Genomic DNA, 15,818 nt, shown 5'->3' with positions numbered 1-15,818 from the left:
AGGGACCGGCTGGGGGTCCGGCGTCACTCCGGGGTCTGCCGGGGTCCGGCGTTCCTCGGGGGTCGGCCGGGGGGTCTCGGCGTTCCTCCGGGGGCGGCCGGGGGTTCCGGTCTCCCACCGAGGTCGGCCGGGAACTTCGGCGTCGCTCCGGGGGCGGCCGGGAACTTCGGCGTTCCCCTGCGAAGTCTGCCGGGGGCTCCGGCGTTCCTTCGAGGTCGGCCCGGGTTCTCGGCGTCCCTGCGAGGTCCGCCGGGCATCCCCGTGTCCCTCCGAGGTCGGCCGGAGACTCCGGCTTCGCTCCGGGAGCGGCCGTGGGGGCCGGCGTCTCCCAGGAGGTCCGCCGGGAGGTCCGGGGGTCCGCCGGGGTCGGCCGGGGGCCGGTGGTTTCCCGAGGTCGGCCGGAGAGTCCCCGTTCGGCTGCCGGGCCTCGGGGGCGGCTCGGTGCTCGGGGGGAGCGGCCGGGCGGTACCCGTGGTCCGACGAATCGGGTGGAGCGTCTCCGTCTGCTCGCCGGGCGCCGGGAGGGTCCCGGGTTCCGGTGAGGGACGCGGAGAGAGTTCCGCGTCCGGGGGACACCCTGTCATGCGCGCCAGTCCAGCGGGACCTGCTTGTCGTGGTCCCAGGGGCGCTCCCAGCCCGCGTAGTGCAGGAGGCGGTCGATGACGCCGGCCGTGAACCCCCACACGAGGGCCGATTCGACCAGAAATGCCGGACCCGCGTGGCCGCTGGGGTGCAGGGCGGTGGCGCGGTGGGCGGGGTCCGTGAGATCCGCCACGGGGACGGTGAAGACGCGGGCCGTCTCGGCGGGGTCCACGGCGTCCACGGGGCTCGGTTTGCGCCACCAGCCGAGGACCGGGGTCACGACGAAGCCGCTGACCGGGATGTACAGCTTGGGGAGGACGCCGAAGATCTGGACGCCGGCCGGGTCGAGACCCGTCTCCTCCTCGGCCTCCCGCAGCGCGGCCCGCAGCGGGCCGTCGCCCTGCGGATCGCCGTCCTCGGGGTCCAGCGCACCCCCGGGGAACGAGGGCTGCCCCGGATGCGACCGCAAGGACCCGGCCCGCTCCATCAGCAGCAGCTCCGGCCCGCGTTCGCCCTCGCCGAAGAGGATGAGTACGGCGGACTGGCGCCCGCCGCCGTCCGCCGGCGGCAGGAACCTGCTGAGCTGCACCGGCCGCACGGTCTCCGCCGCCCGCACCACCGGCTCCAGCCACTCCGGCAGCCCTTCCTTACTGACCTCCACCGACGCCCCGCCGTCCTTCACATGCCTCACGTCCGCCCCACCCCCGCTCTCTCCGTACCAACGCCCGACTCCCCCGAGATCGTTCCACCCCACCCCGAACCTCCTCCCCGCTTTCCCTCCCGATCATGTGGGCGTCCACATCACGGACATCTGGGGGGTACGACGGGGGTGGGGCCGACGGTTGGGCTGGGGCCGGGCCGGAGCCGGGGGCCGGGCGGGGCCGGGGGCCGGACGGGGCCGGGGGCCGGGCGGTGCCGGGGGCCGGGCGGTGCCGGGCGGGGCCGGGGGCCGAGGTCCGAGGGCCGGGCGAGGCCGAGGGCTGGGGGCCGGGCGGGGCCGAGGTCCGAGGGCCGGGGGCCGGGGGCCGGGGGCTGGGCTGGGCTGGGCTGGGCTGGGGACAAAACCGAAGCCGGGGGACAGGGGCCGGAGCCGAGGGCCCGAGGGTCGAGCAAGGGCTGAGGACCGGGCCAGGGCCGGGCTGAGGACCGGGGCCAAGGGCCGGAGGCCAAGGGCCGGGGGCCGGGGGCCGGGCTGAGGACCGGGGCCGAGGACCGGAGGCCAAGGGCCGGGGCCGGAGGCCGGGGGCGTCGCCGGGGCAGGTCCGGGAGAACAGGGCCGGGTGTGGAACACCGGGCCGGAGCCGACGAGGAGGCCGGCCGGAGGGCACAGTGCCGTTTCGGGGCCGGATCGGCTGCGGGCGGCAGGGGGTGGGGGCGTGCGAGGCTCGGGGCGGGGGTGAGTGCGCTTCCGCACGCCGGTTCGAGCACGCGCACACGCGTGGGTGGGCTCGCCGGGTTCGCCGGAAGCAGGGGCGTACGGGCCACGCGCACGTGCGTGGGTGGGTGGGTCTGCTGCCACCCCGCCGGCCGGGGCCGGGGTCGTACGTACGCGTCCGGGTGGCCGCGAAGGCTGAGCGTCCCGGCCGAGCCGAGTGGTTGCGTGCGGTTGGGGCAGGAGTTGGGCGAGAAGTTCGGCACCCACGACGGCGTCCGAGTGGCTGCGCGCGGGTGGGCCGGAGACGGGCGGATGAGGTCGGCCCCTGCCGCCACAGCCGTACGCCAGCGCGTGGTGGGCGGGGAAACCGCCGGGGGCGAAGGCTGGGGCCGACGGCAGTCGTACGCGCGTGGCGCCCGGCCGATCGGCCCGTACCGCGTGACCCGGCGCGTACGCGCGCGGGTGGGGCGGCCTCTGCCGATGTGCGGGGGTACGCGCGTGGGTAGTCCTCAGCCGGGGCGAGTACGGCCCGCTTGCCGCCGGTGTGGGGGTACGCGCGCGTGGGTGATCCGGCTCGGCGCTCGGCCGTGTACGGCCCGTACGCCGCCGTTCCGTCCCTCGCGACTTCGTGCGGCCCGAGCTGGCGCGCCGGGGCCCCGCCACCGCCCCGCACGCCGCGTACGCCGTCACCCGCCCCTCAGCGCCCCGCCCCCGGCCAACGCCTCATCCCCTCCCCAGCGGCGGGGCCGCCTTGCCGCCCGCGTCGAGGTAGGACTGTGGGGGGTTGAGGCGTTGGCCGGGGAAGCCGCCCTTCTCGTACTTGAGGAGTTTGCGGGCCTTCTCGGGGTCGGTCTCGCCCTCGCCGTAGGCGGGGCAGAGGGGGGCGATGGGGCAGGCGCCGCACGCGGGCTTGCGGGCGTGGCAGATGCGGCGGCCGTGCCAGATGACGTGGTGGGAGAGGTCGGTCCAGGCGGACTTGGGGAAGAGCTCGGAGATCGCGGCCTCGATCTTGCCGGGGTCCGTCTCGGCGGTCCACCGGAAGCGGTGGACGAGACGCTGGAAGTGCGTGTCGACGGTGATCCCGGGACGCCCGAACGCGTTGCCCAGCACCACGAACGCCGTCTTGCGGCCGACACCGGGGAGTTTGACCAAGTCCTCCAGCCGCCCCGGGACTTCGCCGTCGAAGTCCTCGACGAGCGCCTTGGACAGACCGATCACGGACTTGGTCTTGGCCCGGAAGAACCCGGTCGGCCGGAGGATCTCCTCGACCTCCTCGGGGTTCGCGGCGGCGAGATCCTCGGGCGTGGGGTACTTGGCGAAGAGACCGGGCGTCGTCTGGTTCACCCGCAGGTCGGTGGTCTGGGCCGACAGGACCGTCGCCACGATCAGCTGGAAGGGGTTCTCGAAGTCCAGCTCGGGATGGGCGTACGGATAGACCTCGGCCAGCTCCCGGTCGATCCGGCGGGCCCGGCGGACCAGCGCCGTACGGGACTCGGTTTTCCCGCCTCCGGACGATTTCTTCACAGAAGCCTTCTCCGTCATGTCTGCCCTTTTCGTGCCGCCGCCAGAGATCCCCCGCCGTCCTGTTCGCCCACGGCGGAATCCCGCCGTCGGACCGCCGCGCGGCCCCCCTCGGCCCGCGCTCCCACCGGCGATTTGGACACTCGGCCAGCCTAGAGCCCGGCACTGACATCCGCCCCGGCCCCCGGTGATCGGCCCCCGATTGGACCCCTGCCGCTTACCTCGGGACAGGTGTGCGGCATCCTTGTGACAGATCACACTGTTTGGACCGTCCGGCAAAATGGGCACCAGGGCCCCTTGGTACGTGGGGGCGCAAGATCCCCTGAGCAGGTCGACAAGGAGAGAACTCGTGGACGACGTTCTGCGGCGCAACCCGCTGTTCGCTGCTCTCGACGACGAGCAGGCCGCGGAGCTGCGCGCCTCCATGAGTGAGGTGACCCTCGCGCGTGGCGACTCCCTGTTCCACGAGGGCGACCCGGGCGACCGGCTCTACGTCGTCACCGAGGGCAAGGTCAAGCTCCACCGCACCTCCCCGGACGGCCGCGAGAACATGCTCGCCGTGGTCGGCCCCGGCGAGCTGATCGGCGAACTGTCGCTGTTCGACCCGGGCCCGCGTACGGCGACGGCGACGGCGCTGACGGAGGTAAAGCTGCTCGGCCTCGGCCACGGCGACCTCCAGCCCTGGCTGAACGCCCGCCCCGAGGTCGCCGGCGCGCTCCTGCGCGCGGTGGCGCGGCGCCTGCGCAAGACCAACGACCAGATGTCCGACCTGGTCTTCTCCGACGTCCCCGGCCGGGTGGCGCGCGCGCTGCTCGACCTCTCGCGCCGGTTCGGCGTGCAGTCGGAGGAGGGCATCCACGTCGTCCACGACCTCACGCAGGAGGAGCTGGCGCAGCTCGTCGGCGCGTCCCGGGAGACCGTCAACAAGGCCCTCGCGGACTTCGCGCAGCGCGGCTGGCTGCGCCTCGAAGCCCGCGCGGTGATCCTGCTGGACGTCGAGCGGCTGGCCAAGCGCTCGCGCTGACCCGTCCTCCCGGAGGCCGATTCCGTCGGGCCGCGGCGAAAATGAGCTGCCCGGCGGGTTCCGGCGGCGCCACAGTGGGCGCATGGCAGAACCGGTTCCTCACGGACGTCCCGAACACCGGGGTCTCGACCCCCAGGGCCGTATCGCGCGCGAAGGTTCCCTCGCACGCGTGCGGCCCGCTTTCCGTCCGGTCGTGGCGGCGGCCCGGGACGGCGTCCTGGACACCTTCGGGGCCCGGCTGCACAGCGCGTACCTGTACGGCTCCGTCCCGCGCGGCACCGCGCGCGTGGGGCGCAGCGACCTCGACCTCCTGATCGCGACCCGTACGGAGCCCTCAGGGGCCGAAAGGGACGCCGTACAGGCCCTCGGGGAGCGGCTCGACAAGGAGTTCCCGGAGATCGACGGCGTCGGGGCCCTCCTGTACGGCCGTGAGCGCCTCCTGAGCGACGCCGAGACGTACGACATGGGCTTCTTCGTCGCCTGCCTGTGCACGCCGCTCCTGGGGGACGACCTCGCCGAGTACCTCCCCCGCTACCGCCCCGACTCCCGCCTCGCCCGGGACACCAACGGCGACCTGGCGGCGCTGCTGCCCGTCTGGCGCGCACGTGTCGCCGCCGCGGCCGGTCCCGGCGCCCGCGCCCGCCTCGTCCGCTTCCAGTCCCGCCACCTCGTCCGCACCGCGTTCACCCTCGTCATGCCCCGCTGGAACGGCTGGACCAGCGATCTGTACGAGATGGCCGACGCGTTCGCCGAGTACTACCCCGCGCGCGGGGCACAGCTCCGGGCCGCCGCGGAACGGGGGTACGAGCCGGCGGACTCACCGGAGGCGCTGGCGGAGTACGCGCAGGACCTGGGCCCCTGGCTGGCCGAGGAGTACGCGCGCGTGCACGGCGTGAAGGGCGGGCCCGCTAGATGAGCCCGTGTTCCCGTAGGTACTCCAGCTGTGCCCTGACCGAGAGTTCCGCCGCCGGCCACAGGGAGCGGTCCACGTCGGCGTAGACGTGGGCGACGATCTCGGGGGCCGTGCGGAAGCCGTTCTCGACGGCCGTCTCGATCTGGGCGAGGCGGTGGGCCCGGTGGGCGAGGTAGAACTCGACGGCGCCCTGGGCGTCGTCGAGGACGGGGCCGTGGCCGGGGAGGACGGTGTGGACGCCGTCGTCGACCGTGAGGGAGCGCAGCCGGCGGAGGGTGTCCAGGTAGTCGCCGAGACGGCCGTCCGGGTGGGCCACGACGGTCGTGCCGCGCCCGAGGACCGTGTCGCCCGTCAGGACGGCCCGGTCGGCCGGGAGGTGGAAGCACAGGGAGTCGGCGGTGTGCCCGGGGGTGGGGACGACGCGCAGCTCCAGGCCGCCGGTGGTGACGACGTCGCCCGCGGCGAGCCCCTCGTCGCCGAGGCGCAGCGCGGGGTCCAGCGCGCGTACGCGCGTACGCGTGAGCTCGGCGAACCGGGCGGCGCCCTCGGCGTGGTCGGGGTGGCCGTGCGTGAGGAGCGTGAGGGCGATCCGGCGGCCCGCCCGCTCCGCCGTGTCGATCACCGCGCGGAGGTGGCCCTCGTCCAGCGGACCGGGGTCGACGACGACGGCGAGGTCGGAGTCCGGCTCGGCGACGATCCAGGTGTTGGTGCCGTCCAGGGTCATCGCGGAGGCGTTCGGCGCGAGGACGTTGACCGCGCGCGGGGTGGCCGGCCCGGAGAGGACCTCTCCGCGCGGCTGACCGGGCAGGGCGCCTGCGTGCGTCATGCGGGGGCTCCGGGGATCGGGATGCGCTTGGTGAACTCGTCGTGTCCCGGCCAGGACAGCACGACCTCCCGGTCGGTCAGCCGGGCGGTCGCGAGGACCGGCGTGAGGTCGCGCCCGCGCGCGACGGCGAGCGCCTCGGACGCGCTGCCGCAGAGCGCGAGCTGACGCAGGGTGGCGATGGTCGGCGGCATCATCGTCAGCTCGCCCCGGTCGTACGCCTGCGCCGCGGCGGCCGGCCGGAGCCACACCGTGCGGTCGGCCTCGGTGGAGGCGTTCCGGGTGCGCTGGCCCGCGGGGAGCGCGGCGGCGAAGAACCACGTGTCGTAGCGCCGGGGTTCGAACTCGGGGGTGATCCAGCGTGTCCAGGCCCCCAGGAGGTCCGAGCGCAGCACCAGGCCCCGCCGGTCCAGGAACTCCGCGAACGACAGCTCACGGGCCACCAGGGCGGCCCTGTCGGCCTCCCAGTCGTCGCCGGTGGTGTCCTCGATCACCGAATCGGCGGTCGGACCCGCGAGCAGGACGCCGGCCTCCTCGTACGTCTCGCGGACGGCCGCGCAGACGATCGCCTGGGCCGACGCGTCGTCCGTGCCGAGCCGGTCGGCCCACCACGCGCGCGTGGGGCCCGCCCAGCGGACCGTCCGGTCGTCGTCCCGGGGGTCGACGCCGCCGCCGGGGTACGCGTACGCGCCCGCGGCGAACGCCATGGACGTCCGTCGGCGCAGGAGGTGGACGACGGGGCCGGCGGCGGTGTCCTTGAGGAGCATGACGGTGGCCGCGCGCCGGGGCTCGACCGGTGTCAGCGTGCCGTCCGACAACGCGCGGATCAGGTCCGGCCAGTCCGGTGGGAACCACTGCCCATTCGCCATGGGCGGAGGCTATCCGCTGGGGAGCGAATGTTCGAGAGGGGGCCGGAAATGCGAAAACCCCCCGGGAGGGGGGTTCGCGCGGGGTGTGTCAGTCGGTCACTTCGACCAGGAACTCGACCTCGACCGGCGCGTCCAGCGGGAGCACCGCGACGCCGACCGCGCTGCGCGCGTGCACGCCCTTCTCGCCGAGGATCTCACCGAGCAGCTCGCTCGCGCCGTTGATCACACCGGGCTGGCCGGTGAAGTCGGGCGCGGAGGCGACGAAGCCGACGACCTTGACGACGCGGACGACGCGGTCCAGGTCGCCGATCACGGACTTGACGGCGGCCAGGCCGTTCAGCGCGCAGCGCGCCGCCAGCTCCTTGGCCTCCTCGGCGGTGACCTCGGCGCCGACCTTGCCGGTGACGGGCAGCTTGCCGTCGGTCAGGGGGAGCTGACCGGACGTGAAGACGTACGCGCCCGTGCGCACGGCGGGCTGGTAGGCGGCCAGCGGCGGGACGACGTCCGGGAGGGTCAGGCCCAGTTCGGCGATCCGGTCCTCGACCGCGCTCACGCCTTGGCCCGCTTCAGGTAGGCCACCAGCTGCTCGGGGTTGGGGCCGGGCACGACCTGGACCAGCTCCCAGCCGTCCTCGCCCCAGGTGTCCAGGATCTGCTTCGTGGCGTGGACGAGCAGCGGCACAGTTGCGTATTCCCACTTGGTCATGGGGCGACTGTATCCGCATGTGGTGAGGGGGTTGTCCACAGGCTGAGGGCGGGGTGTTCGTGGGACTGTCGTACCGGTTTATCCACAGGCTGCTGATTGGTCCGGGCGTCGAGTGGTTACGCTCGAAGACGTGAGCAGGTTCCAGGTCGTCAGCGGCAAGGGCGGGACCGGAAAGACGACGGTCGCCGCGGCCCTCGCGCTGGCCCTCGCGTCGGAGGGGAAGCGGACGCTTCTCGTCGAGGTGGAGGGCCGGCAGGGCATCGCGCAGCTCTTCGAGACGGAGGCCCTTCCGTACGAGGAGCGGAAGATCGCCGTCGCGCCCGGGGGCGGGGAGGTGTACGCGCTGGCCATCGACCCCGAGCTGGCCCTTCTGGACTACCTCCAGATGTTCTACAAGCTCGGGAGTGCGGGGCGCGCGCTGAAGAAGCTCGGCGCGATCGACTTCGCGACGACGGTCGCGCCGGGTCTGCGGGACGTCCTGCTGACCGGCAAGGCGTGCGAGGCGGTGCGGCGCAAGGACAAGTTCGGGCGGTTCGCCTACGACCACGTCGTCATGGACGCGCCGCCGACGGGCCGGGTGACGCGTTTTCTGAACGTGAACGACGAGGTGGCCGGGCTCGCCCGGATCGGGCCGATACACAATCAGGCGCAGGCCGTGATGCGGGTGCTGAAGTCCCCGGAGACGGCCGTGCATCTGGTGACGCTGCTGGAGGAGATGCCCGTCCAGGAGACGGCCGACGGCATCGCCGAGCTGCGCGCCGCGCGGCTGCCGGTGGGGCGGGTCGTCGTCAACATGGTGCGGCCCGAGGTGCTGGACTCCGACGCGCTGGAACTCGTGGCCGGTGTCACGCGTTCCTCTGTCGCACGGTCGCTGTCGGCGGCGGGCCTGGGCGGGGCGCGTCGCGGGGGCCAGGCGGAGAGACTCGTCGACCCGCTCCTCACGGAAGCCGCGGAGTACGCCGAGCGCCACCGCCTGGAGCAGGAGCAGCGCGCCGTCCTCACCGACCTCGGCCTCCCCACCCACGAACTCCCCCTCCTCACCGAGGGCATGGACCTCGCGGGCCTCTTCCAACTCGCCACCGAACTGCGGACCCAGGGAATCGCATGAGCACCCACCACTCCTCCGAAGCCGAGCCGACGCCCGCTTCCGGCAGCTCCGCCGAAGGAGGGTCCGCCCCCGCCGCCCACGACACCCCCCGCCGTCTCTCCCCCGCGCGCGTGCTCGATGTCGACCCCGTGCTCGATGATCCGAAGACGCGGATCGTGGTGTGCTGCGGGTCGGGTGGGGTGGGGAAGACGACGACGGCCGCGGCGCTGGGGCTGCGGGCGGCGGAGCGGGGGCGGAAGGTCGTCGTGCTGACGATCGATCCGGCGCGGCGGCTGGCGCAGTCGATGGGGATCGACTCGTTGGACAACACACCTCGGCGGGTGAAGGGCGTCGAGGGCGGCGGCGAGCTGCACGCGATGATGCTGGACATGAAGCGCACGTTCGACGAGATCGTCGAGGCGCACGCGGACCCGGAGCGGGCCGCCGCGATTCTGGGGAACCCCTTCTACCAGTCGTTGTCCGCGGGGTTCGCCGGTACGCAGGAGTACATGGCGATGGAGAAGCTCGGCCAGCTGCGGTCGCGGGACGAGTGGGACCTCATCGTCGTCGACACGCCTCCGTCCCGGTCCGCGCTGGACTTCCTGGACGCCCCGAAGCGCCTCGGCTCGTTCCTGGACGGCAAGCTGATCCGCGTCCTGCTGGCCCCCGCGAAGGTCGGCGGACGCGCGGGGATGAAGTTCCTGAACGTCGGGATGTCGATGATGACCGGCGCGCTGGGCAAGCTCCTCGGCGGCCAGCTCCTCAAGGACGTCCAGACGTTCGTCGCGGCGATGGACTCGATGTTCGGCGGTTTCCGCACCCGCGCGGACGCGACGTACAAACTCCTCCAGGCCCCCGGTACGGCGTTCCTGGTGGTCGCCGCCCCCGAGCGGGACGCCCTGCGCGAGGCGGCGTACTTCGTCGAGCGCCTCGCCGCCGAGGACATGCCGCTGGCGGGCCTGGTCCTGAACCGGGTGCACGGCAGCGGCGCGGCGCACCTCTCCGCGGAGCGGGCGCTGAGCGCGGCGGAGGTGCTGGACGCGGAAGACCCAGAAGACCCAGAAGACGCGGAAAACACGGAAGACGCGGAAGACATGGAGGGCGCGGAGGACACAGCGGGCGCGGCGCCCGACGGAGGCGCGGAAAATCTTGACCCGCCCGGCATTGTCGATCAGGACCCAGGGAAGGCTGACCTACGTAACTCTCCCGACCCACGCGGAAGTTCGGAATCCCCCGGCACCGACTCCCCTCCTCCCGACGGCGGTTCCCCCACCGGCGCCGATGCGGAGCGGTCCGTCGACCGGCTCACCGCCGGCCTCCTCAGACTGCACGCGGACCGTATGCACCTGCTCTCCCGCGAGCAGCGCACACGCGACCGCTTCACCGCGCTCCACCCCGAGGTCGCGGTCGCCGAGGTCGCCGCGCTCCCCGGTGACGTGCACGACCTGACCGGCCTGCGGGACATCGGCGCCCGCCTCGCGGCGAACCGGCCCGAACTGCCGGAGGACAGCGTCGACTGAGACGCCGGGCGCGCACGGCGTCGTACCTGGGCCGACGTCATACGCAAGCCGGCGTCGTACGTGGAGCCGGCGTCGTACGTAAGGCCGGTGTCGTACCCGGCGGGACCCGCGCGGGGCGTCATGTGCGCAGGGCGAAGCCGGTGGTGTCGTCTTCGCCGCCGAAAACCCCGAGCCGAGAATCGAGCCCCCGACCCGGCTCGGAAGGAATTCGGCGTGCGTCAAGAAAGAGTCCGACGGTTCGGGGCCCGGAGCCCCGCGAACCGGAGAGACGGACACTCACCGAAGGCCCACGAGAACCCTCGCCGCGTATCCTCCGGCCGCTATCCCACCGCCGCGTAGCTCTCGTACACCCGCTCGTCGTCGAGCGAGACGACACCGGCGACGCTCACGACGCCCGTGCCCCGCTCGTACTCCGAGCGTGCGGTCTCCAGGAGCCTGCGCCAGGAGGTGACGGTCGGCCGGCGGCGCAGCAGGGCCCGCCGTTCACGCTCCGTCATCCCTCCCCACACGCCGAACTCGACGCGGTTGTCGAGCGCGTCGGCCAGACATTCGGTGCGTACCGGGCAACCGGTGCACACCGCCTTGGCCCTGTTCTGCGCTGCTCCCTGAACGAACAGTTCATCCGGATCAGTAGTGCGGCAGGCAGCCTGCGCACTCCAGTCGGTTACCCAGCCCATACCGGCGCCGTCCTCTCCCGAATCGAGGCTCCCCCACGGCGGCAGCGGCATATTCACCGCCGCCAGTTGAGGACGTTACGGAAGGTGGGCACAGCGCAACACCCCCTTCGGGCCCAATCTTGAATGGCCCGAACGGACTATGCGCATCCGGCAGATCACCCGAGCGAGTGAGCCCGCGACAAACGTGACTTACCCGGCGAAATCAGGGCAGTTCACTGGGGTCACAACGGACGCCACGTGACACACGAGGCGGATTCGGGCACGCCCCCGACGAAAAAAGTCGGGCAACTCCAGAACGATTCGGGGTCGTCGGACGTATTGATACGTGGCCCTGCCGCTGTGACTCTTGAGCGCAGCTTAGGCCAAGGCATATACGCGTGTCCGGAGAATGGGAAGGTCCGCGCGCCCGGCGTGCCCGCGAGCACCCCCCACACTCCCCCACGTCACAATCCTGTCCCCGAACAGCCCCACGGCCGCCCGCGCCACCGGAACCCGTGAGGCGACGGATTAGGCTGGTCCGCATGCCAAAGAAGCGCTCGGGCGGTGGTCTGTCCACGACGCAGCAGGCCGCCAAGTTCCTCGGTGTCAGTGTGCTCTCCGGAGCGGTCCTGGCGGGGATCGCGCTGCCCGCCGTCGGCGCGCTGGGCCTCGCCGCGAAGGGGTCGGTGGAGTCGTTCGACGAACTCCCGGCCAACCTGAAGACGCCCCCGCTCAGCCAGCGCACCTCGATCCTGGACGCCAAGGGCAACCAGATCGCGTCCGTGTACTCGCGCGACCGCACGGTGGTCGACCTCAAGAACATCTCGCCGTACATGCAGAAGGCGATCGTCGCGATCGAGGACTCGCGCTTCTACCAGCACGGCGCGGTGGACCTGAAGGGCATCCTGCGCGCGCTGAACAAGAACGCGCAGAGCGGCGGCGTCTCCGAGGGCGCCTCGACGCTGACCCAGCAGTACGTGAAGAACGTCTTCGTCGAGGAGGCGGGCGACGACCCGACGAAGGTCGCCGAGGCCACCCAGCAGACGATCGGCCGCAAGATCCGTGAGCTGAAGTACGCGATCCAGGTCGAGGAGGAGCTCGGCAAGAAGAAGATCCTGGAGAACTACCTCAACATCACGTTCTTCGGGCAGCAGGCGTACGGCGTCGAGGCCGCCTCGCAGCGCTACTTCTCCAAGCACGCCAAGGACCTGAACGTCCAGGAGGCGGCGCTGCTCGCCGGCATCGTCCAGTCGCCGAGCCTCTACGACCCGATCAACGACGAGAAGCAGGCGACCCTGCGCCGCAACATCGTCCTCCAGCGGATGGCCGAGCTCGGCGACATCTCGCAGGCCGACGCGGACAAGGCGAAGGCCGCGCCGCTCGGACTCAAGGTCACCCAGCCGAAGAACGGCTGCATCACCGCCGTCAAGGGCGCCGGGTTCTTCTGCAAGTACGTCGAGAAGGTCTTCCTCAGCGACCCGGTCTTCGGCAAGACCAAGGAGGACCGGGCCAAGATCTGGAACCAGGGCGGGCTGACGATCCGCACGACCCTGGACCCGCAGGCCCAGGACTCCGTCCAAGAGTCGATCAAGGACCACGTCTACCAGTCCGACAAGGTCGCGACGGCCGTCACGCTCGTCGAGCCCGGCACCGGCAAGATCCTCGGCATGGGCCAGTCGAAGCCGTACGGCTACGGCAAAAATGAGACCGAGTACAACTATTCCGTCGACTCGGCGTACGGGGGCTCCAACTTCGGCTGGCCGACCGGTTCGACGTTCAAGCCGTTCCTCGCGGCGGCGGCCCTGGAGGAGGGGCGGCCGGCGAACCAGGTGTACTCGGCGCCGTACGACATGCCGTACCCCGACCGGGTCTCCACGTGCAGCGGCAAGGACTGGCGCAACCTCGGCGACGACACGGTGGAGAACGAGAGCGAGTCCGAGGTCGGGCCCTACGACCTGCGCAAGGCGATGGAGCTCTCCGTCAACACGTACTTCGTGCAGATGCTGGAGGACATCGGGATGTGCCCGGTGTCCAAGATGATCGACGGCCTCGGGGTGGTCCAGGGGAACGGCAAGAAGGTCCCCGAGCAGCCCGCCTCGATGACTCTCGGCGCGACCGGTCTCTCCCCGCTGACGATGGCCAGCGCGTACGCCGCGTTCGCCTCGCGCGGTATGTACTGCACGCCGGTCGCCATCGAGTCGATCACGCAGACGGTCGGGAACACCAAGAAGTCCCTCCAGGTGCCCAAGTCGACGTGCTCGCGCGCGATGAGCGAGAAAACGGCAGACACGATCAACACCCTGCTCAGCGGGGTCGTCGACTCCGGTACCGGTAAGACCGCCGGCCTCAAGGACGGCCGCGCCAACGCCGGTAAGACGGGTACGACCGACTCCCGCAAGAACGCCTGGTTCGTCGGCTACACCCCGAACCTCTCCGGCGCGGTCTGGGTCGGCAGCGCCACCCAGAAGGTCGAGATGCAGCGGATCTGGATCGGCGGCGAGTACCACTCCCTCGTCTACGGCGGTGACACCCCCGGTCCGATCTGGAAGCAGGCGATGACCGGCGCCCTCGACGGCAAGGACTCGCCCTCGTTCCACACCGTCACCATCCCGGGCAGCAAGACCGACCGCGACAACAACGGGAACAACGGCGGCAACGGGAACGGGCGCGGCCGGGGCAACGACAACAACAACGGCGACAACAACGACGGGTTCATCGGCGGGCTGCTGACCGGGGGCACGACCGGGGCCAACACCTCGACCGGCGGGACGTCCGACGGGTCCGGGGGCGGGGACATCCCGACCCCGACGATCACCGGGTTGCCGGAGGGGCTGTTCCGGGGGAACAACGGGAACGGGAACGGGGGCCGGAACTAACCGGAACTAAAGGGAGGGCATCCCGAGGGGCGCCCCTGGGGTTCCGGGGGCGCGCAGGTTCGGGTAGTCGGAAGGGCCCCTTCACCGTCGTACACGTGTTGTGTGTCGTACGACGGTGAAGGGGCCCTTTTGCGTGAGGTCCCGGTGTCGGGGGTGCCGGTGCCAGGGGGTCCCGGTGTCGGGGGTGCCGTGCCGGTGCCGGTCTGGGGATGCCGTGCCGGGGGCCGGACGGGGCTGAGGTGCTGGGGTCAGCCGGCGAGGAGCTTCTTGACCGTGGCGGCGACGCGACCGCCCTCCGCGAGGCCCGCGACCTTGGGGCCGACCAGCTTCATGACGGCGCCCATGGCCCGGGGGCCCTCCGCGCCGGCGGCCTTGGCCTCGACGACGGCCGCCGTGACGATCTCGGTCAGCTCGTCGTCCGTGAGCTGCTTGGGGAGGTACTCGGCGAGGAACGCGCCCTCCGCCGTCTCCCGCTCCGCCTGCTCGGTCCGGCCGCCCTGCGTGAACGCCTCCGCGGCCTCGCGGCGCTTCTTCTCCTCGCGGGCGAGCACCTTCAGGACCTCGTCGTCGGAGAGCTCGCGCTTCTCCTTGCCCGCGACCTCCTCCTTGGTGATCGCGGTGAGCGTGAGGCGCAGCGTCGAGGAACGGAGTTCGTCGCGGGCCTTGATCGCGGTGTTGAGGTCTTCCTGAAGCTTGGACTTGAGCGTGGTCATGGGGTTGATTGTGGCAGGTGCGGGAGGGTGGGGGCTCGGGGTTTTGGCCTGAGCTGCACCTAGGGGGCGAATGGGGGTCGGGTCAGGGGGCGGGCTGTGTGGGGGAGGGAGCGGGTCTGACACGATGGCGGTATGCACGCGCGATACGGAGTTCCCCTGGGAATCGCGGCGGTCGGCGCCGCCGGACTGATCTACTCGGCCGGGTTCGAGGCCCGTTCGTTCCGGCTGCGGCGGGTGACCGTCCCGGTCCTGCCCGCGGGGATGCGTCCGCTGCGTGTGCTCCAGGTCTCCGACATCCACATGGTCGGCGGACAGCGCAAGAAGCAGCGCTGGCTGCGCTCCCTCGCGGGCCTGCGCCCCGACTTCGTGATCAACACCGGCGACAACCTCTCCGACCCGGACGGCATCCCGGAGACGCTGGACGCGCTGGGCCCGCTGATGGAGTTCCCGGGCGCGTACGTCTTCGGCTCCAACGACTACTACGGGCCGAGGCCGCGCAACCCCGCGAAGTACCTGCTGGAGAAGGCCACCGGCAAACACGGTCTGAACGGCAACGCCCCCGCCGAGAACATCGTCCACATCGACTGGGAGACCCTGCGAGACGGGTTCGACGGCGCAGGCTGGCTCAACCTCACGAACACGCGGGGCGTCCTGAAGATCGAGGGTGTCTCCATCGAGCTGACGGGGCTCGACGATCCGCACATCCGCCGGGACAGGTACGAGCAGGTCGCCGGGGGGCCGTCCGCCTCCGCCGACTTCTCCATGGGCATCGTGCACGCGCCCTACCTGCGCGTCCTCGACGCGTTCACCGCGGACGACTACCCGCTGATCCTCGCGGGGCATACGCACGGGGGGCAGTTGTGCGTGCCGTTCTACGGGGCGCTGGTGACGAACTGCGATCTCGACGCGGGGCGGGTGAAGGGGTTGTCGACGCATACGGTCGGGGAGCGGACGTCGTACATGCATGTGTCGGCGGGGTGTGGGACGAATCGGTATACGCCGGTGAGGTTCGCGTGTCCGCCGGAGGTGACGTTGTTGACGTTGGTGGAGAGGGAGTCGGTGGGGAGGGAGTAGGTGGGGTGAGGGGGGTGAGGTGAGGGGGGTGGGGTGCGCGGGGTGCGCCTTTCGGGGACGGGCTCGCCGGCGTCGTAGGC

Annotated in this window: 14 protein-coding genes; 6 read left to right on the top strand and 8 right to left on the bottom strand. The window is 71.9% G+C overall.

Annotated elements, in window-relative coordinates:
- Positions 1-580: 580 nt before the first annotated feature.
- Both ABZX85_RS34990 and nth read right to left on the bottom strand, forming a co-directional pair.
- Positions 581-1,273, bottom strand: a complete 693-nt coding sequence (locus tag ABZX85_RS34990) for a CoA pyrophosphatase (protein ID WP_355877849.1) — start codon at positions 1,271-1,273, stop codon at positions 581-583.
- 1,407 nt (positions 1,274-2,680) lie between these two features.
- The gene (gene nth, locus ABZX85_RS34985; RefSeq protein WP_355877847.1) at positions 2,681-3,499 is read right to left on the bottom strand and encodes an endonuclease III; all 819 of its coding nucleotides are present in this window, start codon (positions 3,497-3,499) and stop codon (positions 2,681-2,683) included.
- A gap of 328 nt (positions 3,500-3,827) precedes the next feature.
- Between nth and ABZX85_RS34980 the strand changes: the two genes are divergently transcribed.
- Positions 3,828-4,502 (top strand): Crp/Fnr family transcriptional regulator, encoded by a 675-nt coding sequence (locus ABZX85_RS34980; protein ID WP_010350941.1) that lies wholly within the window; start codon positions 3,828-3,830, stop codon positions 4,500-4,502.
- An 82-nt stretch (positions 4,503-4,584) separates the two neighbouring features.
- Entirely contained in the window at positions 4,585-5,418 is an 834-nt protein-coding gene (locus tag ABZX85_RS34975) for a nucleotidyltransferase domain-containing protein (protein WP_355877844.1), read from the top strand.
- On the opposite strand, the gene ABZX85_RS34970 is transcribed toward ABZX85_RS34975, so the two are convergent.
- The 4 genes from ABZX85_RS34970 to ABZX85_RS34955 all read right to left on the bottom strand — a co-directional run bounded on the left by ABZX85_RS34970 (position 5,411) and on the right by ABZX85_RS34955 (position 7,812).
- The gene (locus tag ABZX85_RS34970; protein ID WP_355877841.1) at positions 5,411-6,241 is read right to left on the bottom strand and encodes an MBL fold metallo-hydrolase; all 831 of its coding nucleotides are present in this window, start codon (positions 6,239-6,241) and stop codon (positions 5,411-5,413) included. The two genes, ABZX85_RS34975 and ABZX85_RS34970, sit on opposite strands and share 8 nt — an antisense overlap.
- On the bottom strand, positions 6,238-7,107 hold the full coding sequence (locus tag ABZX85_RS34965; protein WP_355877838.1) for an NUDIX hydrolase: 870 nt from the start codon (positions 7,105-7,107) through the stop codon (positions 6,238-6,240). The genes ABZX85_RS34970 and ABZX85_RS34965 overlap by 4 nt, the downstream gene beginning before the upstream one ends.
- 88 nt (positions 7,108-7,195) lie before the next feature.
- Positions 7,196-7,660, bottom strand: a complete 465-nt coding sequence (locus ABZX85_RS34960; protein WP_355877835.1) for a RidA family protein — start codon at positions 7,658-7,660, stop codon at positions 7,196-7,198.
- Positions 7,657-7,812, bottom strand: coding sequence for a DUF4177 domain-containing protein (locus ABZX85_RS34955; RefSeq protein WP_010350935.1), 156 nt, complete (start codon positions 7,810-7,812; stop codon positions 7,657-7,659). The genes ABZX85_RS34960 and ABZX85_RS34955 overlap by 4 nt, the downstream gene beginning before the upstream one ends.
- A 130-nt stretch (positions 7,813-7,942) precedes the next feature.
- Between ABZX85_RS34955 and ABZX85_RS34950 the strand changes: the two genes are divergently transcribed.
- A complete protein-coding gene (locus ABZX85_RS34950) occupies positions 7,943-8,920 on the top strand; it encodes an ArsA-related P-loop ATPase (protein WP_355877832.1) in 978 nt (325 codons plus the stop codon).
- Positions 8,917-10,419 carry an ArsA family ATPase gene (locus ABZX85_RS34945; RefSeq protein ID WP_355877829.1) on the top strand — a complete coding sequence of 501 codons (1,503 nt, stop codon included), beginning with the start codon at positions 8,917-8,919 and terminating at the stop codon, positions 10,417-10,419. Before ABZX85_RS34950 ends, ABZX85_RS34945 begins: the two co-directional genes overlap by 4 nt.
- A 320-nt stretch (positions 10,420-10,739) precedes the next feature.
- Here the strand turns inward: ABZX85_RS34945 and ABZX85_RS34940 are convergent, their stop codons facing one another.
- Positions 10,740-11,096, bottom strand: coding sequence for a WhiB family transcriptional regulator (locus ABZX85_RS34940; RefSeq protein ID WP_187748146.1), 357 nt, complete (start codon positions 11,094-11,096; stop codon positions 10,740-10,742).
- A gap of 521 nt (positions 11,097-11,617) precedes the next feature.
- Here ABZX85_RS34940 and ABZX85_RS34935 point away from each other — a divergent pair.
- Positions 11,618-13,951, top strand: a complete 2,334-nt coding sequence (locus ABZX85_RS34935; protein ID WP_355877826.1) for a transglycosylase domain-containing protein — start codon at positions 11,618-11,620, stop codon at positions 13,949-13,951.
- Positions 13,952-14,199: 248 nt separating this feature from the next.
- On the opposite strand, the gene ABZX85_RS34930 is transcribed toward ABZX85_RS34935, so the two are convergent.
- Positions 14,200-14,664, bottom strand: coding sequence for a GatB/YqeY domain-containing protein (locus ABZX85_RS34930; protein WP_355877823.1), 465 nt, complete (start codon positions 14,662-14,664; stop codon positions 14,200-14,202).
- 132 nt (positions 14,665-14,796) lie between these two features.
- Between ABZX85_RS34930 and ABZX85_RS34925 the strand changes: the two genes are divergently transcribed.
- A complete protein-coding gene (locus tag ABZX85_RS34925) occupies positions 14,797-15,738 on the top strand; it encodes a metallophosphoesterase (protein WP_355877820.1) in 942 nt (313 codons plus the stop codon).
- Positions 15,739-15,818 lie beyond the last annotated feature (80 nt).

The organism is Streptomyces sp. NPDC004539 (assembly GCF_040610055.1).
GTDB lineage: Bacteria > Actinomycetota > Actinomycetes > Streptomycetales > Streptomycetaceae > Streptomyces.
Note: the sequence above shows the minus strand (reverse complement) of the source record. Positions and strands in the feature narration are given on the sequence as shown.